The sequence below is a fragment of the Streptomyces sp. C36 genome, assembly GCF_040932295.1.
GTDB classification, from domain to species: Bacteria; Actinomycetota; Actinomycetes; order Streptomycetales; family Streptomycetaceae; genus Streptomyces; species Streptomyces triculaminicus.
On sequence record NZ_JBFQGI010000006.1, the window covers coordinates 1 to 19,459 of the forward strand.

Annotated in this window: 13 protein-coding genes and 1 pseudogene; 6 read left to right on the plus strand and 8 right to left on the minus strand. The window is 66.4% G+C overall.

Annotated features, from left to right (window positions below):
- Positions 1-841 precede the first annotated feature (841 nt).
- Complete coding sequence (locus tag AB4K12_RS19075; protein WP_368435297.1) at positions 842-3,463, minus strand: DnaB-like helicase C-terminal domain-containing protein; 2,622 nt, start codon at positions 3,461-3,463, stop codon at positions 842-844.
- A 155-nt stretch (positions 3,464-3,618) separates the two neighbouring features.
- On the opposite strand from AB4K12_RS19075, the pseudogene AB4K12_RS19080 reads away from it, so the two are divergent.
- Positions 3,619-4,044 (plus strand): annotated as a pseudogene (locus AB4K12_RS19080) (transposase family protein); the annotation flags it as partial.
- Positions 4,045-4,575: 531 nt separating this feature from the next.
- On the opposite strand, the gene AB4K12_RS19085 reads toward AB4K12_RS19080, so the two are convergent.
- Positions 4,576-6,234, minus strand: coding sequence for a hypothetical protein (locus tag AB4K12_RS19085; RefSeq protein ID WP_368435298.1), 1,659 nt, complete (start codon positions 6,232-6,234; stop codon positions 4,576-4,578).
- A gap of 1,639 nt (positions 6,235-7,873) precedes the next feature.
- On the opposite strand from AB4K12_RS19085, the gene AB4K12_RS19090 reads away from it, so the two are divergent.
- The gene (locus tag AB4K12_RS19090; RefSeq protein WP_368435299.1) at positions 7,874-8,905 is read left to right on the plus strand and encodes a hypothetical protein; all 1,032 of its coding nucleotides are present in this window, start codon (positions 7,874-7,876) and stop codon (positions 8,903-8,905) included.
- Positions 8,906-10,065: 1,160 nt separating this feature from the next.
- Here the strand turns inward: AB4K12_RS19090 and AB4K12_RS19095 are convergent.
- Positions 10,066-10,542, minus strand: coding sequence for a hypothetical protein (locus tag AB4K12_RS19095; RefSeq protein WP_368435300.1), 477 nt, complete (start codon positions 10,540-10,542; stop codon positions 10,066-10,068).
- Positions 10,543-10,842: 300 nt separating this feature from the next.
- Here AB4K12_RS19095 and AB4K12_RS19100 point away from each other — a divergent pair, with 300 nt between their 5' ends.
- The 3 genes from AB4K12_RS19100 (at position 10,843) to AB4K12_RS19110 (ending at position 13,936) form a co-directional block, all read left to right on the plus strand.
- Positions 10,843-11,496, plus strand: coding sequence for a hypothetical protein (locus tag AB4K12_RS19100; protein WP_368435301.1), 654 nt, complete (start codon positions 10,843-10,845; stop codon positions 11,494-11,496).
- Positions 11,497-12,350: 854 nt separating this feature from the next.
- On the plus strand, positions 12,351-12,473 hold the full coding sequence (locus AB4K12_RS19105; RefSeq protein ID WP_368435302.1) for a hypothetical protein: 123 nt from the start codon (positions 12,351-12,353) through the stop codon (positions 12,471-12,473).
- Positions 12,474-12,922: 449 nt separating this feature from the next.
- On the plus strand, positions 12,923-13,936 hold the full coding sequence (locus AB4K12_RS19110; RefSeq protein ID WP_368435303.1) for an SAVED domain-containing protein: 1,014 nt from the start codon (positions 12,923-12,925) through the stop codon (positions 13,934-13,936).
- A gap of 67 nt (positions 13,937-14,003) precedes the next feature.
- Here AB4K12_RS19110 and AB4K12_RS19115 read toward each other — a convergent pair whose 3' ends face one another.
- From AB4K12_RS19115 to AB4K12_RS19130, 4 genes are all read right to left on the minus strand, one after another.
- Positions 14,004-15,761, minus strand: a complete 1,758-nt coding sequence (locus tag AB4K12_RS19115; protein WP_368435304.1) for a ThiF family adenylyltransferase — start codon at positions 15,759-15,761, stop codon at positions 14,004-14,006.
- Positions 15,758-16,762 carry a cyclic GMP-AMP synthase DncV-like nucleotidyltransferase gene (locus AB4K12_RS19120; protein ID WP_368435305.1) on the minus strand — a complete coding sequence of 335 codons (1,005 nt, stop codon included), beginning with the start codon at positions 16,760-16,762 and terminating at the stop codon, positions 15,758-15,760. The genes AB4K12_RS19115 and AB4K12_RS19120 overlap by 4 nt, the downstream gene beginning before the upstream one ends.
- A 693-nt stretch (positions 16,763-17,455) precedes the next feature.
- The gene (locus AB4K12_RS19125; protein ID WP_368435306.1) at positions 17,456-17,974 is read right to left on the minus strand and encodes an ImmA/IrrE family metallo-endopeptidase; all 519 of its coding nucleotides are present in this window, start codon (positions 17,972-17,974) and stop codon (positions 17,456-17,458) included.
- Entirely contained in the window at positions 17,961-18,278 is a 318-nt protein-coding gene (locus AB4K12_RS19130) for a helix-turn-helix domain-containing protein (protein WP_368435307.1), read from the minus strand. The genes AB4K12_RS19125 and AB4K12_RS19130 overlap by 14 nt, the downstream gene beginning before the upstream one ends.
- 343 nt (positions 18,279-18,621) lie before the next feature.
- Here AB4K12_RS19130 and AB4K12_RS19135 point away from each other — a divergent pair, with 343 nt between their 5' ends.
- Entirely contained in the window at positions 18,622-19,131 is a 510-nt protein-coding gene (locus AB4K12_RS19135) for a VanZ family protein (RefSeq protein ID WP_368435308.1), read from the plus strand.
- A gap of 157 nt (positions 19,132-19,288) precedes the next feature.
- On the opposite strand, the gene AB4K12_RS19140 is transcribed toward AB4K12_RS19135, so the two are convergent.
- On the minus strand, positions 19,289-19,459 hold the full coding sequence (locus AB4K12_RS19140) for a hypothetical protein (protein WP_368435309.1): 171 nt from the start codon (positions 19,457-19,459) through the stop codon (positions 19,289-19,291).

Genomic DNA, 19,459 nt, shown 5'->3' on the forward strand with positions numbered 1-19,459 from the left:
GGGCTGCTGCGCAGCCGCGGAGCGCCGCCGCTGCGCGGCGTGAGGAGGGGCGGTCCTGCGGACCGAGGAAGGTTGCGGTCCTGCGGACCGCTCGCTTAAATCGCCACTGCGCGGCAATTTAAGCTCCGGCGCACTTGTGCGCATCTCTGTCAGCAGCAGCTCAAAGCTAAACTCCCACATTGCACCGACATGGACGCCTATAGGGAGAATCCGATGTGTGCAACTTCGTAATATAGCTCTGGCGGTGAGTCAATTTCGCTTGCAAAACTCATCCATGCTGTGTCAAGGACCGTCTCGTCATCAGACGACCATGCGTCAACCAGGCCCCCCCAACTGCGTTGACTGGGGCGAATCTCTCGTTCACTAGCTTCCTTCTGTGCTCCCTGGGCTTGCTTGTGGACATCCCTCCAATCAACAGGGGTAATGCTCATCCGTTTTCCATAGCCCCTCTCCTTTAGCTGAAGTGCGATAGCTTCACGAACAGCGAGTGATGGAGTTCGCCCAGTGCGCTTCCAATTAGTGGAGCGGAGCTGCCAGTAGGCATGGTTGATGCGCTCACGACTGGCGGTGCTGGGGATTCGGGTCTTCCAGCCTCGACGTGTGCGTGCAGGGATGCCTGCGCGGTCCATCGCCTCGCGTCCGCCTTTTCGGCTATTCAGGTAGTCCAGCTGGGCCCGAATACTCGGCGAGGCGACCATCGGTGGCGTAATGTCTCCGCTTTCCATCAGGTCTAGGACTTCGGCGTCTAGTTGCTCGCCAAAAGCGGCACCGCCGCTATCAGGTCCGCGCCCCCAGTTCCCCAAGGGCCCCCCGGTGTGCGGCCGACGTGGCCGGCGAGACGTCATTTCTCACCCTTTCGGGAAAACTTCTTGACCTTGATCTGACTCAAGGCACGTCCCTCCACGAACAGCGGCTTTCCGTTCCAACGAGCCGCCCACACATCACCGGCAAGGTGGAGTTCATCCGTGCCACCTACCTGAACCACCGTCAGTCCCGCCTGATGCGCGCGGATCGCCTTCCGTCGCAGGTTAGAGAATGCCTGCCCCCGGATGATGTGCTGCCATTCAGGGCGCCGTAGTTCGTGGTTCTTACGACTGTCGCCCATCGTCGAAACCAACTTGGCGTACATCGCAGCAATATAAGCCTTCGTCAGCTCATCTCCTTCCAAAATAGCATGCATACGAGCCTCATTAAGCACGTTTACCAGTGTCTTAAAGAGAGACGCACTGCCTTTTGCAACGTAAGCCTCCCTGATCACGGGTAGCGTGCACAGTTCCCCGTACGACGGTGAAGCAAAATCCTTCAGGCTCAGTACCACTGACGTCGGTACCCACAACGTGCCGGACGTCTCCCGATCATCTCCGAGAGGATGGGGCAACTCAGGGTGTTCCCAGTCAACCGGATCGATCCGGCAGATTCCCGAAAGATCAAGGCCCTTCCCGTAGTTAGCCAGATCGTCCCAGCCTTCCGGGTTATGGGTAATCGTGCGGACCGGAAGATGGGCAGACTGCAGCGCGGCGAGGTAAGCAGCGTTGACATCGAGCTCGGTCGTTTCCGTACCGGAAAGTACCGAAGGATTAGTGAACTTCGGCCGAGCCTCCCACACCTCATCAGCTCCATCACGCCGCTTGCGGGTCAGAGGCTCGGGCAACTTCGGGTACGTCGTGTGCTGATAGTTCGTCTCCACCCGCGTCGCCTCGAACAGCTCCATCACATCCGGAATCGCCGAACCACCGCTGCCGGCCAGTGCTTTCAGCGCTGCGTCGGCATCGCCTCCGTGTGCCTCAAGCGCGCGGCCCACCCGGTCGGAGATGAACGCGGACAAGCTGGCCTTCGCGGAACTCACACGCTGCTGCTGCCATACAGGCCTCGGCGCAGCCGTAGCCGGTGACTCCACTGGTGCCGGAGTGCTATGGGTGGATGCAACCTGGTGCGGGCTGTTGGCTGTGTCCCCGGCCGTCGATTCGGGCGTGGTGGTGCAGGAAGCTGCGGCAAATGCTTGCAAGGCCACGGCGAGCCGCCGGCCCTCACCTGTGTCAGGCACGCGCAGTCCGCTGGCTGCGAGGTCGATAGCTGCCGCGCGTAGGCCGGGCAGAGTCGTGGCGTTGGTGGTTGTGGCTTCCCGCAGCGCGGCCAGGATGCTGATCACACGGGTGGAGACGCCGGTAGAAGAGCCGCTGAGATATGGGAGAGCTGCTTCGAACAGCTCAGCCTGCGTGGTGTCGACGACTGGGGCGGGCGGGGCGCTGAGTGCTTCAGCGGTCTGTACGGGGCTTGAAGCCGGGGTGGTGACAGCGTCGGTGAAGCGCGCGTATGCCAGCTGGGCGCGCAGCTTGATAGTGGCCTGGGGCCCGAAGTCACGCTCGGCTACGGTGACTTGGGTGTGCTCTCCGGTACGGGTCAGAGTGAGGGCGACGTCCGGGTCCAGTGCTGCTACTACGTCGGGGATGTCGGTGTCCAGCGCGGCCAGTACCGGAATATTCCGGGTCCGGGCAAGATGCGCCAAGGCCCGGGTGACAGCGGGTAGTGCGGGACCGGACAGTGGCACCACGGGGTCGTGGGCGTACTGCAGCCGGTCGACCACCACCAGTGCCAAGCCAGTGATGTCCGGAACGGTTTGCGTGATGGCTTCAGCGGTCAGATCGGCGCCGTCATCCAGGTGCAGGGGCGCGCCAGCAAGTCGGGCGCGCGTTGCTGAGGCGTCTTGCTCCTCCGAAGCGGTCAGGGCGCCCGAGCGCAGCCGACGGTAGTCCACTGGCGTCTCAGCAGCAATGATCCGTGCTGCGATGTCTGCCCGAGTCAGTCCTGAAGCGGCATACAGCACCGGGAGCTGCCGGGTGAGGGCGGTATGACGGGCGGCGGCCGCGGTGAGTAGGCTTCCTCCGGCGCCCGGTGCAGCAGCGACCAGTGTCAGCGTGCCTGGACGGAGACCGCCAAGCATGTCGTCAAGGGCGTCAAGGCCGAACGAAGCCGCCTGGCAGCTTGGGCCGGGCGCACCGGGTGTCAGGACCTCATCCAGGACCTCATCCAAGGCTGTCAGGCGGCGGGTGGCGGGCGCTGGGTTCGGCAGCGTGCTGCCGGGTGTAGGAGTGGTTGCATGGGCGGCGGAAGCTGGCGTCGCCGCGGCAGCAGCGGGAGGGGTAGCAGGAAGGAGAACTGCGGCTGGTGTGCGGCGGTGCAACAGGAGCTGAGGGGTGCCGGTGGCTGCGGCGGCCAGCAGGTCCCCAAGTTTCTTACGTGCCGTGGTGACCGGGGTAGCCGGCAGGGTAGACAGATCCTGCCTGATGGCGTCAAGGTGACTGAGCGGGGAGAGCACGGCGCACTTGGCGCCGCGGCCGATCAGTACGGACTGTCCTGTCGTGGCAGCGGCTTCCACTAGGTCATACAAAGCCTTGCGTGCCTCGTCGATCCCCCATCGCCGGCCGGGGCTCCCTGGTGTTGCGCCTGATGCATGCTGGGCCATGTCTGCTGGGCTTCCCTTCCCCATAGAGACACGCAAGATGCGTAAGAATCTAGCGTAAGAATGCTGCGGCGCGCCAGGGCGCGAGGCGTAAGGGTGTGTCACGTTGGCGGCATGTTCCCAGTCAGGGACATTCCCCGTGCTACTCGCACGTCACGATGCCCTGTGCCTGCCGAGGCGTCGTAGGCTACCCGGCAGGAGGCTGGTGGTTCCGCCATCCCGCCACGCTCGATGTTCCACACAAGCTGGTTGAGCCTGTCTCCTGGTTAAGCCACGCCCGCCGACGTGAACTGAACTCTCCCTGGCAAGGGCTCGGCCGTTTCAAGCAGGCCCTCCTGGCGCTGGCGCATCTGCGCAATAACGAGACGTTCGCGCAGTCCGAGGAAGGTTTCAGATCGGAAGCGACTGCCTGGCGATACGCCGACGAAACCCTTGACGTCCTCGCCGCACAAGCGCCCGACCTGCACGAAGCCCTGGTCGGGCTTAGTGAGGGAGACTTCGGCATCGTTGACGGGGCGCTGATCCCGACCGGCCGCATCACCGCGGACAAGCCCTACCACAGCCAGAACAAGCGGCACAGGATGGAGGACGCACTGGCGCGCCGGGTCGCCGATACCCGTGAAATACCGAACCCGGCTCCTGCCTGACATCACAGCCGGCCGCGAGGGAGCCGGGATGCAGCCTGTCTGCGGGCAGGCGAGGGGTTCAGCGCCACACTCTTGTCAATTAGTCCGGGAAGCAGGGGTTTTGGCGCGGGCGTAGCGCAGGGCGACGAGGCCGAGGTGGGAGTCTGCAGGCCGCCGACGGTCTTCTGCAGCGCTGCTGGAGAGGTCGGTTGCTTCGGACGCTTCGTCGTCGCGGGGGCCGACGCGCGGCTGGTGGCCCACTCGCTGCCTTCGGCCTGGTGAAGAGCAGCATCTTGTGCTTGGTGCTCCTGGGATGGGGGATCTTGGGGACAGGCGTGGGCCAGGCGTTCACGCGGGAGCTGCAGTCGCCACGGCGGAAGCCTCCTTCAAGCAGGCACTCCCCGGGGCGTCTTTCCATGATGGTCGGTGCAAGAGCCTTGACCGGGCGCCGCAGGAGGCGACCGGTGGGCCCGGCAAGCGCTTCGCTGGTCAGGAGGTGGGGGGCCTGAGGCCGAGGCGGCTGATGATGGCCCCTTCGTTACGTCCGAATTCTTGGGCAAGCTCGCCGATGGAGGCGCCTTGGTCGTGTCGCTGCCGTAATCGGGCAGCTTCTTCCGGTGTCCAGCGCTCGTACGCGCGAGGGTGGGTGCGTCGCACTTCTTCGACGGTATAGGCGGGCGGAGAGGCAGGTGCAGGGGCGGCCGGTGGCTTGACGTGGTCAGTGGGGAATGGTGCGAGGCGCAGCTGGTGGAGTTTGAAGGCTATGGAGCGTTCACTGCGCCCGAGCAGGCGCGCGATGACGTCGGGCTCCACGCCTTGTGCGCTCGAGGAGCGCAGCTGGTCAAGTTCTTCGTTGCTCCAGCTCTGTCCGTTGCGGGGTGGTGCAGACTTCCGGGTGGCGGGCGACGGGGTGTGCTGGGGGGCTTCTTGCGAGGCGAGGTGGATCAGTCGGCCCAGGGGCTCGAGGTCGGTGATCTCCACGGTGGTGGTGAAGTGGCTGAGGATCTCGCCGCCCGGGGATAGCACGATGGCGCTTGCCTGGCAGGTGCCGGCCGGGTCTGGGGTCAGGGTCAGCTCGTAGTGGCGTTCGCCGTGGGTGATCTGCAAGCGCCGGGGGCGGGGCAGAGGCAGGGTGGCTGGCTCTGCCTTCGCTGAGGCAGGTGGGTGTGTAGGTGGTTGCGGGAGCGGTCGGGGGGCTGGGGTGGGGCGGTTCCATAGTTGTGTCAGATGCCTGCGCAGGTTGTGCAGGGTGTGGCGGGCGCCTAGGAGGCGGAGGAATTCGGCGGCCTCGAAGTGGATGAGTGCTCCCGCTCGTGCGGAGTACCAGCCCACGCCTGTGATTCCCAGTTCGTCATCACGATCGAGGAGCAGGCAGGTGGCCAGGTGATGAATGTCTGAGAGGGGGAGCTGCTCCGGGCGGATCGTGGCGTGGACGTCGATGAGCAGGCCGTCGGCGAGCCAGTCTCCTTCCAGTCCGTCGTGCCCACCGCCAGCGGGAAAAGCTGGTGCGAGGGTGATCTGTTGCGGGGTTGTGGTTTGGAGCAGGGGAGCCAGAGCGGTTGCGGCTACAGCGGTCAGTTCTGAGGTGTCGCGTGCTTCGTAGTCCTCGACACCTGCCAGGAGCTCGTCCAGTGTCAGGTGTGGATGCGCTACGTGCCGCAGCAGACGGCTCACGGTAGGGTCCGCGCAGTGGCCAACCCCCTTGAAGAGGGCGGCGCCATAGCAGGCCCGGGCGAGCCTGTCCTCTGTCTCGGGGTCGCGCTGCAGCGGTCTGTTACGGTCCTCCGGGTGGTGCTGGCCTGCGAGGCTCTTCAACAGTGCGAGAAGGTCCCGGCCGGAGCCGGCGACAGCGGCTGCGATGTCGGGAGCGGTGGAAAGGGCCTTTGATGCTGCTGCGATGCCGTCCTCGATCCCTCTCAACGGTTGTTCCCCGCTGGTCAGGGCCAGGCGAAGTCTGCAGTCGATCGCCGTCGCCAGAACCGACCACTTGGGTGGCTCTCCTAGCGGTGCCTGGGGTGTCACCACCGCCATGCCCGCAGGCAACGCTGCCCGGTAGGCCTCCCGTAACCGCCCTGTGTGGGGTAACTCGCTTTCCAGGAAAGCCCGTAACGGAGAATGGGCATCCCTCAACATCAACATCACGCTCATGCCACGCACTCTATTCACCGTCCCCATGGTCTGGTCCGGCTAGGACAAGAGTCCACTCCCTTGCGCACGACCTCGCGAAGGGATTTGACAGCCCCGGTGAGTGGCGGCGGTCAAGTCGAGGGTGTCTCGGAAGCCGCACTTGGCCTCCAGATCGGCTGCCCGGGCACAGCCGGGTTGTTCTCTTGCCACCTGGGCCCATTTCAGGACTCCGCCCGTGGCAGAGGAAGCGGGCCCTGCGAGGTTCGCCAGGCTCGTCAACGAGCCTGGCCGGTAGGTCCTGGACGGGCGCGTCCTCCCGGGCAGAGCTGGGAAACTGACAGGCAGCTTGGGTGCCTGTCGTCGGCATATGACCAAGTTCCGCGTTCTACCGCATGATTGCGGCGTAGTGGGCGATGTGTACCTCTGCCAGCACAGCCCGACGCGCCAGGGCAGCGCTGCCACGCGGGGCGGTTTCCAGTACGACCCAGCCGTGCCGCAACGGGCATCGGACCAGGCGGCTGGGTGCTGGCGGCTTGACGGTCGGTTGCCGCCCAGTATGGCCGTCTTGCTGCGATGGTGGAGGAGCAGCTGCCGGTGGCGGTTCAGATCACATCCCTGCTCCCTGTCAGCGGTCTGCCCCCCGTCGCCATGGAAATCACTGCAATCGCCCTTATTTACTTTCGATTCTCAGACGCCAGCCCGCAGTGAAGCCTTCATATCCCTTGGTTTCTGTTCCGAAAGGCAGACGAGGCAGACATGCCACAAACACAGGACAAGCGGACCAGGGCGCAGCGAAGAAGCCCTCCCCCGCTCCGGGGATCTACCCACAGGCGAAGACGCCTTCTTCGGCAGGTGAACCAGGTGACACCCGCCCCGAAGCTTCGGGATGCGGGGCACCGAAACCGTCGTCATTCCTCTCCCCCAGCTCGGTATCGCCCGTCTGCCAGCACTCCGGACCAGTAGAACGAGGAAGAGGACCGTCCCAGGACGACCGCCTGAGCGGCCACCGCTCCCCCACATCGAGGTGGCATCAATCGATGGGACACAACAGGCCGGGCGACATCCAAGGGTGCCGGCGAGTAATGCTGGTAGCGGCGCAACCGCCCGCCTCGCACCCCCAAGCAGCACCCCACCCGGTAATCCGCTGCCGAATGCTCCCACGGCAGTCGGGCCGGTCCTGACCGGGGGCGCACCGGCCAGGACCGGCGTAACCGAGGCAACCGCAATAACATTCGCCTCTCCTGCATGACAGGTAGCCATGGGGCTGCGCGGGGAGCGTCACGCCTTCCGCGCACTCGCCGCAGCGGTGGTCACCGCCTTCTTCGTCGCGTGGCCGGCCGTCCACTGGCTTCGGTCATCTCAGAAGCCAGGCTGGCCGCCGGGCCGGGCAGGAGATCCCGTGCTTCCCCTGCAGTCAGTACGTCTGTTCCCGTCGATGCATAGGTCAGCTTCGATTCCCTTCGGAGGCATGCGGCTCCCAGGCGGACGGAATTGGCTGGATACAGCCGCAAAATCGCGTAGTAACTACTGAACCTGCTGCGCAGACGGGGGACGCTGTCGGGGTTCCGTGCAGTAGGTGCGGCTTGTTCTTGCCGTCACGTCAAGGAGGGAAACGGTTCTGCGGTGGGATGGTGTCAGACCTGTCCGCGACGATGCGTGCATGAGTCTCACCTCGTCCCTCAAGGACTCCACCTCTGCAATGTCCCGGTTCCTCACCGAGTTTCTTCCTCGACCCGATGCTGTCCTGGCCGACTTACGCCGGCGCCTGGCCCCCTGCAGCCCACCCGTAGCCCCCGACGCGGGACCGGGGAAACGGCCGGACTACCCGATGCTCGGTCACACAATCGACCACCGGCTCCGCATCAGTCTGGGGGCACCCACGGGTCAGCCGATCAGTGAGGGTGTCCTGCGGGCAATCTTCGATGACGAGGGCTGGCCCGCACCCGAGGTCATCGCCACCGTGCAGGCAGCCGGCACAGAGCTGCTGGCAGAACTGCGTCAACATGAAGACAGTGCCGGGCAGCCACTGGCTCTCGAGACACAGGCCGAGGACCGGTTGATCCGCCTGTGCCATCTCGCCTCCAGCTTCGAAGCCATCTACCGCTGCGGCGGCTGGATCCGCGGCAACAATCTCGGCTTCTGTTCACCTGAAGCCACCCTGGATGACCTCGCAGATGCCGTTCCGGGCTACATCGTCGACGACATCCGCCAACAGATGGCCCTTGCCGCCTCCCCCGGGCCCTTCACCCGATTCCGGGACCTTCCGGCACACAAGCGCATCTGCGGACCGGTTTTCGACGGCTCCGCCCACGTCGGTGGAGCGGATGCCGACTTTATCCTCGACGGCACGCTCATCGACTGCAAGGCAACGATCCGCCCTCAGCGCCTGGGCCGCGCCGAGATCTACCAGCTCGCCGGCTACCTCCTCCTCGACTACAGCGACGACTACGCCATCGACACGGTAGGGCTGTACCTCTCACGCCAGGGCGCGCTGATCGACTGGACGGTGCCGGACTTCCTCCGCCTGCTCGGGTCACCACACGAGCTCCCCACACTCAGGGCAGCGTGCCACCACGCACTCACCAGTGGCGCTGAAGGCACTGCGGTACCGCCGACGGAACACTCACGCCCTCTCCCCCACCCCCGCACCGGACCGTCCGTACAAGAGCCCCTCTTCGACGACCTGGACTGACCCTGCAGGGCTGACACCTGACCCCGCAACCGCACCAGACCGAACCCGACCAGAACGACAGCCCGCATCAACGAACTCACGCCGCACACCACAAACACAGCACCGAAACAGTCTGCGACGCCTCCACCACTGACCCGCGCCGACCGCCAGGCGGGCGGCGCGAAGACCACCACGACGACACGCCCCGCGCACCAGGCCGCGGACGACCCCGCAGCATCGCGGGCTACACCAGATCAGCAACTGCCCGCAGTGCGCCGGACAGCCACCGCTGACGAGTCCCCACTATGCCCACCAGCATGGCGCTGCCCGATCTCATCCCGCCCGGCCAACGCCCGAGGACCCGCTTCCCCGGCCCGAAGCAGTGACGCCCGAGAGCTGCTCACACCAGGCGGCACGCGGACAGGTCGACCACGATCGTCTGCCACCGACAGCCTCGTCGGCAACGTGCCGCACATACCGCGAGTGCTCCCACCTGGAGCCCTGCCCACACCCCAGACAGCCACAGGAAACATCGCCCCAGCTGCGGGCCGTGAGCTTTCAACATGTGGTCTTCCACCAGGGCGGTGAGGGCTTGCTGCATCGCAGCCGCCAGCGTTCTTGTGTCTCTTCTTCTTTGCGCTGTTGAACCAGCCGTCGTTCGTACTCGCTGCGCGCGGTAGGCGATTTACGCCCGCCGACTTTGCCTGGGCTTGAACACCGTCGTGAACGATGCTGACGGCAGACCTGGCACCGTTGCCGTTCGCGGCCCCCGCGAACGGCGGGGGAAAGAGACCGTACTTCCCGTGGAGGCCTGCGTGACAGATCCGGGTCCAGACTGCGCAGCAGCGCGGGAGTGCGCTCCCCCGTCGGTCGGGGCACCGCCTCCAGCGCGATGGCCGCACGATCATCTACCTCCCTACTTTTCACATCACAGGATGTCGGCAAGCTATCCCGCTGCCGAGCGCGTCACGGTCCGTTGGACGGCGACCGCATCGGCTGTGTGCTGGTCAAGTGGCGCAGCCGCGCGTCGCCGGAGTGCCAGGCGCGGCGGTGAAGTCGAGCCGGGCACGGTCTTATGGCGAGACCGGCGGTCGCTGCCTGCCAACTGGCGTACTCACGGAGGCGAGGCTGCTGGCCATCGATACGTGTCGGCGGACAGCTGGTGGGGCCATCTGACTACTTCAGGCGGCCAGAGCAGTGTTCGTGCCGAAGACTTCCTCGAAGGAATGGGCCCGGCGTGTGGCGACCATCACCCACGCTCCGCTGGGGTGGTGGCGAGTGTGCGTGCTGTAGTGGTGGACCTCGGAAGGGGTAAGGACTCTCAGATCCCCGAAGACATAGTAGAGCGGCGTAGGGGCGTGGGTGGCGGTGAAGAGCAGGCCGGCTTTCAGGGTGGCGGTGCTGATCGCGTAGCGGTCCGTGTGGGTACTCGGCAGCCGATCCTTGGCGTCGATGGTGACCAGTTCGCCGTCGCGGGCGGCTATCAAGTCGGGAAAGTACCGCAGCGTTGAGTCGGTGCGTGCCAAGGCCTGCCGGATCGCGGGCGGGTAGATACCCTGCCCACAGCGCTGGACCGTCCACCCGCGTGCCTGCAGTTCAGCGGCGACGCGTTGTTCGTGCGCGTCACCGACCTGCTTGCGGTCCTGCCAGTTAGTCATCTTGGTTGCCCCTCCCACCGTTCCAGGTTGCGTGATATGAACAACTCCCTTTTCGTGCTACCCCTGCATGGCTATGATGCCCCGCATGGCGGCATACGTAGACCCACGTTTTCGTCCTACGCTCTGGCCCGGAACTCGTGTGCCAGCACCGGAGTTGAGGCCCGTGCCCAGAGCGCGAGCCGATGGCGAGTGGATCGCCTGGGAGCCCCATCTGCGATCTGAGGGAAAAGACCGTCCCCGCTGCCAGAGGACTTCTACCTGCGTGAATTCATGGAACTTGACCCGGCCAACCTTGACGCCGTGGCCACCATGATGCGCACCTACGGACACCTGGGCGGCAGCATCAATACCGGCAGCTGGGATGCCGACGAGTACGAGCGCCTCAAGGAACTCACCGAGCGCGAACACCCACGCTACGGGCCATTCTGCCTGTACGGCGAACTGGCCACGCTCCACATCCGGGAGGCACAGGCGGCCATCACCACCTGGCTCGCACTGCGGCGGGAGGGCGGACTCGACGCGCTCATCGAGCCCGAGGTCTGCGAGGAACAGCTGGCTGAGTGGCGTTCCGAGAACACGGATCGGGAGGAGGTGTGGCCGCGCGATCTGGGCCACCTGCGCGAACTCGTTCTGGACATAAGGATCAGCGACCTGGTGAGCGAGCTGAACGCCGCACTCGAGCCGTTCAGCATCGGCATCGGCAGCCTCACCGACCGCTATCCCACCATCCTGTCGGTCGCCTTCCTCCAGCTGTACAACCACCTCGCCGAAGACGCCACCATCCGCGAATGCGCCAACGAAACCTGCCGCCGGCCCTTTGTACGTCAACGCGGACGCGCAGAATACGGACAAAACCGCACCAGTGGCATTAAGTACTGCACCCGCGAATGCGCCCGCGCCCAGGCTCAACGCGAGCACCGCCGACGCCGCAAGCAGCAGGACAGCAGCCACTGAGCGGTTAGCCCCGACGAGAGGCGCCACCGTGTCGCATACCCGCACTCGACGGTGCCATCGGCGGTGACATGCAAGCACCTCTCTATCGGCTGGTCTCGAGGCCGTTGAGAACAGCAAGAACGGGTTCCCATCACATGCCGACGGTGTCGCGGTCGGGTACGCCACCGCGTTCTCGTTGTTTGCACAGATGGACGACGTTTCGGTACTCACAAACGATCGCCACGAAGTCGTGGACGTCCATCTGGATCCAGCCACGGGCGCGGGCGGTGTCCAGGAGCAGGGCGAAACTGGCGCGCTCGGAGCAGCGGGCGCGGTGGCCGGCGGGGTGCCGGGCACTGTTGAGCGCCCGGTGGAGCCGCCTGCCCTATCCCCGTCTCTGCGTCAACGCCCCGCCCGAACCGGGCTCACCCGCCGACTGGCCCGCGGCCCTGGCCGTCTTCAACCGGACCCACCGTCCACGTGATGCGCCATGCCCGCACGGAGGTTTGTCCGGTCGACCGCATCGACTGGCTGCGGCCCGAGGACCTGCAGCCGACCTTCAACTATTTCGACTACCTCGCCGATAAGCTGGAGCTGACCGTCTTCTGGAGCGGCATCGGCTCCAACGACATCCTCCGTGAAGCTCTCGCCGCATGCTTCCCGCTCACGCCGCCCTACCGAGCCCACTGCCCCCATCCGGCAGCGCTCGATCCCCGCACTCTGGGCCAACCAGCTGCCTCCCCGCCACAAGGAGCACCCCGACGAATGGGTCAGCACACTGGCCACGCTCGACAGCCGGCTCCGGCTGCGGCGCCACAAACCCGTCAGCCTCCTGGAAGCACGAGAAACGCCTGTACCGGATCACTGACGGGCTCATGGAGCACCTCACGCCGCTGATCGGGATGGCCGCCCAGCTCGCCATCCTCGACGGCACAGAGTCGCTTACTCGTGACGTCCTGTACGACACCGCCCACTACCTTGCCCTGCCCCTTGGCTGACGGCGCCGGCGCCACCGTGGCGACAGGCCTGCGCGGGCTGTCTGCGTGAGGATCGCGGGCCCGCCGATGGGGGGCCCGGATTTGCTCTGGGCAGCCAGTTCGTTGGCCCCAACGGTTTCGCGCGCGGCTTTTCGCGCGGCCGCCTCTTGATCGCCCTGTCTTTGTCAAGTTGGCCGGATACGGGAGTGACTGTCGCCTAGCGTCGGACCTGAAGGGCATGAGGGCGGACGAAGGCGGCGGAGATGAGCGGGGGCGGCGAGACGCGCAGACGAGGCAGTCTCTCGCATCAGACGGTTCGGGAGGTGTGGGTTCGCAGCGGGGGCCGGTGCGTGCTGTGCAACGCGTACCTGTTGGAGGGGCCGATGTCGGGGCGGACGCTGCGCCTGGGAGAGCTCGCGCACATCGTCGGGCAGAGTACGGATGCGCGCTCACCGCGGGGGGAGTATCCGTTGGACGAGGCGCTGCGCGACGAGGCGGACAACCTGATGCTGCTGTGCGCTCAGCAGCACACCGAGATCGACGCCAAGGCCACGCAGGACGTGTTCACTGTCGCGTGGCTGCGTCGTCTGAAGCAGGAGCATGAGGACCGCATTAGGCATGTGACTGGGCTGGGTCCGGACCGTGCCACCACGGTGGTGCGGATGCTGGGGTCGGTGCACGGGAATGCTGTGGAACTGTCGCGGCAGACCGCCGCGAACGCTGTGACGGCGTGCCACCGATTCCCGCTGTTCTTGGAGTCCTACGCCCGGCATGGTGTGGAGATCAATCTGCAGCACACGCCTGGTGAGGGGTCCGCTGCGGCGGGGAGCGCGTCGTCCGCTGCCGCGGCGAGCCGCAGCTACTACCGGCAAGCGGTGCAGGTTATCGATGACGTGATCAGGCATCAGCTGCGGCCGGGCATTGAGCGTGGCTCCGTGCAGCATGTGAGCGTGTTCGGGTTCGCGCGCCTGCCGCTGCTGGTGTACTTGGGGTTGCGCCTGGACGACACCGTGCCGACGGATATCTACCAGCGTCACCGGCCCGAGCAGTCCTGGGTGTGGCCCGCTGAGAGCGGCCCGGTCACGGAGTTCGCTGTGCGTCCGGTCCAGGGTGGGCAGGACGGCGACGAAGCTGTGGTGATCATGAACGTCTCGGGGGCGATAGCCCCGCACGAGGTCCCGGAGGAACTTGCGGACCTGCGCCGCTACGAGATCAGCCCGACCAACGCGGCAACGTGTCCGGACATACTGCGCCAGTGTGCGTCCCTGCGGTGCCTGGAGGATACGCTCCGGACCTTTTTCGCGCGGCTGGAGGCCGAGGCGAAGACACTGCGGCGCCTGCATGTTCTGCCTGCCATCCCCATGTCTGCGGCAGTGGCGCTGGGCCGTGCCCATCATCCGCAGGTCCACCCGCAGTTAGTGATCTACGAGCGGCTGGCAGGAAGCTACGTGCCCACGCTCGAGGTGGGACAGGTCACCGGCTGACACGGCAGCGAGCGGCACGCCGGGACGGTCGGTTCCTGCCCCGGCCGGGGGCCTGGGGACGACCGGTCTACGGCTCCGGATGCGTGTGGGCGATGAAGCGGTGTGCCGGGAGGATCCCTGTGTGCGGCTGGGCGCACAGGTGGGTTCCTGATACGGGGTGGCGCATCTGATTGCTCAGGAGGGTGATCAGGGTGGCGGTGGTTGCCATGAGGTCGGCGGCGGAGCCGTGAAAGGTGGGGATGGAGCAGCCGCGGGTGGGGCGAAGTTCGTCGCCTGGGGCAGGTTCAGTCCACAGCGGGTGGTAGGGCTCGAGGCTCGGGTCGGCCAGGACGTGACCACCAGCGACGTGGTCGATGGCGGACAGGCTCGCCTGGGTGCCGGGGGCGGCGATGGTGAGGATTCCCAGGCTGGCGGTGAGGCTGTCCGTGGCCATCTGGGCGAGGACGGCTTTGCGGTGCGGGCGTTGGGCGAGGAGGTCGAGGAAGCGTCCGGCGGTGATGCTGACGGTGGCGTCGATGATCAGATCGGCGTGGTCTGCGGCTTCAAGGAGCGCGGGGGCGGGGGGTGGGTCGGCGATGTCGATGGTGATGTCGTCCCGGATGGCGCGGAGGCGTGGGGCTAGGGCTGTTGCCTTGGTCATGCCGATGTGTTCCTCGGTGTAGTTCTGCCGGACGAGGAGTCCGCCGGTGATGCGGCCGGCATCGCTGAGGGTAAGCCGTGAGGCTCCGGCTCGGGTCACCAGCTCGGCTGCCCATGAGCCAATGCCGCCACAGCCCCAGATGTGGACGTGGGCGCCGTGGAGGGCGTGGACGGGACGCCGTGTGTCGCGGCGGGTGGTGGTCTCTGGGCGTTCGTCGGACAGGTAGCACCATTCGATGCGGGCGTGGCGCAGTTCGTCGGGCAGGCTGCCCAGGCGGCTGGGGGTTCTGCGGCGGGCGAGGTGGCGCAGAGCGTCGCCGGCTTGGGGCTGCAGGCGGCCGGCGAGGAGGAACGGGGGTGCTGTCGGCGTGGTGGGGTGCCGGACGGCCAGGACGAAGTGCTGGGCGGTGCCGTCGAGGCCGCGCAGTGCGCTGGCGGCGAGTGCGGTCAGCAGCGCCGAGGATGGGGCGTCCGGCTTCGGGGCGGGGCCGGACGCGTGGGGGGTGGCGGAGTCGATGACGGTCATGAGCTCGGCCAGTGTGCTGCCGGCGCCCAGGGGCAGCGCATTCACGGGCAGGACCGGGGTTCGGTGGCTGTGTTCGTCTGCGGGGCTGCTGGTCAGATCGAGTCGGTCGGCGGTGCGCCGGGTGAGCCAGCCTGTGGCCGTCCGGTGCGGGACGGGTTCTCGCACGACGACTGTGGGAGCGCCGGGTGTGTAGTGCAGAATGCCGCCGACGGGGTGGTAGAGGGCGGTGTCGGGGTCGAAGTTGCCGGCAGCCGCGTCTGTGAGCCACTGCCACAGGCGGTTCATGACGGGGGCGATTCCGGCGGTGGGATCCCATTCTCGGGCGGGGTCGAGGTAGAGGCACAGGCGGTTGCCTTGCAGGACGTGCGCCGTGCCGGCGAACCGGGTGTGGGTGGTCTGTATCGGGGGCGGGATCGTAGGGGCGGCGGGGAGGCCGAGGATGAAGTCCTCGGCCTCCCCCAGGAGCAGGCCTCCCGGCGCGTGCGGCATGTCGTTGGTGCGGACGCTGATGGGGACTCGGACCAGGCCGTCGGCGCCGGTGCGGGGGCGGCCGGTGACGCGCAGGTCGGGGCGGTGCGCGGCTGCGAGCGCCGTGAGCTGGTCCAGGAGCTGGCGCTGCCACGGGTTGGGGCGGGCCGTGGGCGGCTTGCGCTTGCTCATCCGGCGCGCCCGGTGCGGGAGGTAGTGGTGATCACCAGCGGGGTCGTGAACTTGGCCGTCGTCGGGGTGACGGAGGCGGTGGGGCGGGGCAGGTCGGGGAAGGAGTCGCCGAACAGGTTCCGCCACAGCCTCACGCTCCGGTCGTAGTCCGGCTCGTCGTAGGCCTCGCGGATCTGGCGGGCGTGGGTGTGGATGCGGTCGCGGAAGTAGCTGTAGGTCGCCTGGTCCCAGCGGTGGTCGAAGGTGAGGCCCGACCCGGAGGGGTCAGCGATGGAGGGCTTGTCGGGACGGTTCTGCAGCCAGGCGTCAAGGTCTTCAACGATGGTGAGCAGGGCGGTGGGCACGTTGCCGTAGCAGCCGGGCTCACTGACGGCCTTGGTCTCGTCGATGCACCCCCCGAGCAGGGTGGTGAGGATGATGGAGCGGGTGCCCAAGAAGGACTTCCGGTGGTTTCGCAGGTACTTCATCAGGCGGATGACCTTGCGCAGGTTACCGTCGGCGATGCCGTCCTTCTTCTGCATCCAGGCGGTGAACCCGGCCGGGTTGGTCTGCTCCCACCGGTTGTCGTCGCGGTTGACGATCACTTCCCGGCCGTCCGCCAGGTGCAGGTAGGGCACGATGTCGACGTGCATAGAGTTGGCGTAACTCAGCTGAATGCAACGGCACTTGCGGGTGTGCGGCATGCCCCCGTAGACGCTGTGGCGGTGGAGCGCGGCGTAGACCTTGTCGATGTACGTTTTCGGGCTGTCGGCCCACTCGACGACCTCGGCGAGGTGGAGCATGAAGTCCGCGTCGAACTCACTGTCGCCGACGGGGTTGACGATGGTGCGTTGCGCCCAGGACCCCTGCGGCTTCTTGCCGAGGACCAGCAGGCCGAGTTCGGGGTCGGCCTTAAGGGCGTTGTAGATGGCCTCGACGCGGGTGGCGAGGAGATCGAGCTTGGCCTGACTTAGGTTCACGGTGTCCCGAAGGAACGCCTCGAAGCCCTTGATGTGCTGCATAGCGGTGATTCCTTTCTGTACTTGAGTCAGCGGAAGGCTCAGGGGTATGTCGCCTGGGCGTGATGAGGCTGCGTGCGTCACCGTCATGTCGTCGGGCATGACGACATGAGGTGCGGCCGCGGAGGGTGGTGGATGGTGTGAAGGCGTGCGGGCGCTCCCGTCAAGCACTGTCTGACGTGCTCGCACGGAGGTGTTACGCAAGCGCCACGGCGCGGCTCCGGCTCGCTGGGACGCCGTCGGCCACGGCGCTTCGAAGGAGGGACGACCGGTTCGCGTCAGCTGCGGGGCTGGCGCGAGGCTAGCCATCAGGTGAAGATCGGTGCCGTCCGGTCAGCGGTGCCGGGCCGTCATGGCCAGGCACGTGCACGCGGTACTGCCCGAGGGGTGGACTCTCCGGTCAGCCTCACGCCGAGCAGGGGCCACCTCATACGCAAAGAGGCCGGTCACTCTCTACCGTAACCAGGACACCACACAGGGCGACACTCGCGCAAGGCATTTTTGAATGTCAGCCTGGCTGACGTCTCTTCAGTGCACCGTCGCAAAGGACGAGTTCAATGCGCCATCGCCGACCCTGGGGCAGCCGAGGGCGAAGCGAAGGGACGGGAGCGTCCCGGGCGCCGAGGGCGGGACCCGGCGAGCAAGGGTACGCACGCTGCGCGGCAGGGCCGGGCCGGCAGCCCGGGCGGTGCCCTGTCAGTGAGCAGGGCCGCAGACGATGCCGAGGTTCATCAGGCGGTACGTCATGGCCATCTCGCTCAGCTGAAACTGCTTAGCCAGGACCCGCACAAGGTCGTCCGTCGTCCGGAAGCTGACGCGCTGCACCGCCCGGCGGACCATCTCCTCCGGAGCCAGCAGCGCCGCGGCGAATCGGTTGGCGTCGACCTCCTCGCGGTCGGTGGCCATGCTCGACACCGCGTTGCGATAGTTCACGCGTACGTCGGTGTCCAGAATCAGCGGACGCCCCTCATGCAGGCGCAGGTGCCCCAGCTCGTGCGCCACCGTGAAACGTTGCCGCTCGAACGAGTGCGCCTGGTTGACGCCGATGACACAGCTTCCGTCTTTGCGCAGGAGCATGCCTGAGACGTCGTCGTCCATGCGTTGTGGAACAACCAGGACGTCGAGCCGCCCGGCCAGTTCGAACGGGTTGACCGGCGGCGCATCAATCCGGAACTCTCGCAGCAGCCCACGAGCCGCCAGGTCAGCCTTCGCCACCGGCATCCATCCTCTTCGACGCCTGCGCCCACACCGCGGCGACATCGGCAGCATGACGCGCGGCGAGGCCGGACGCCTCGTCGAGCTGAAGCCGGGGAAGCAGGTCGGACGGATCCACGTTCACCGCCGCAGCGATCAGAGCGAGTCGATAAAGAGGCGGGGTCTGGGTACCGGACTCGATGTTCGTGATCGACCCGCGCGACAGCCCCGCACGCCGGCCCACGTACTCCTGCGTCATCCCAGCACGCATCCGAGCTTCACGGATCAGCCGGGACACGGCCTCGTTGAACTCCCGCTCCTTCACATCGCCCCCAAGCGCCGCCAGCCTCCCTGACAACCTAGCGCCCTGCCCTGAGCACTGCCAGGCCCTACCTAGCGGCACACACGGGCGAGAGGAATTTCACCTCCATTCAGCTACGCCTCTCCCGTCAGGGATGGGCGGCGAGCTCGCCCGTGGGCGATGCGAACCGCGCCGATCGCACTGACAACAGGCCGTCTTGTTCACGGCACGGCAAGGGGTGCTCGCCGGTGCCGAAAAGGCCGGGCTGCCAGCGCGGGTGCGCCAGCAGAACCCTCGTGCCGCCCGACATCGGAAGCCGTGTCACCAGATAAAGAGTGCTCTTATAACCGGCTGCTAGCGTCCGGCCATGTTCTTCCCGATCACCTTCCTCATCGGTGTTCTGGGCGGTGCAGCGATCTACACCGCCACCACCCTGCGCAGACACCCCCGGCAGATATCACGGCGGGTCGCCCTCGCGCTGCTGTGGTTCTGGACCGCCATCGTCGTCTACTTCACCTTCGGCACTCCCTCCGGTGGCGGCCAGACCCTCAACCTGAAGCCACTGGACGTCACCAACTCAGCGGACATCCTCGACGCCGTGCTGAACGTGCTCATGTTCGCCCCCAGCGGCATCCTTCTCGCACTCCTCCCAGTGCGCTGGCACCAAGCCGCCCTGTGCGGATTCCTCGGCTCCCTCACCATCGAAGCCACCCAGTACCTGACCCGGTCCGGACGCAGCGCCGACATCAACGACCTCACCACCAACACCCTCGGCACACTCATCGGATTCGCCTGCACCGCCGCGGTCCTCACCCTCACACCCACCAACCACAGCACCCACACCCACACACGCCAGCAAAAACAAGACGCCCTTTAAGCCTTTCTTTTCACCTCGGCTGCGTCCCGATCACGTGACACGGGAGAGTTACTCGCGCACCCATGCCGGATCGGGGTTTGTGCGCAGCTGGCCCGTCCGCGGTGACCTCGACCGCCGGGGCCCCAAGGCGCAGCCGCAGCCGAACAAGGCGTACGGTCTACAGGAGGGCGTACGAACTGGCCCGGTCGTTCATGGCATCGCCCACATAAGGCGTGGAGTCCCGGTACTCCTGATGCGTGCCGGTCTGGTGCGGGTCGGCCCACAGTTCGATCCAGCAGGCGACGGGAATGACCGAGGTGGTCCTGTCTGCCCGGTTCGGTGAACTCAC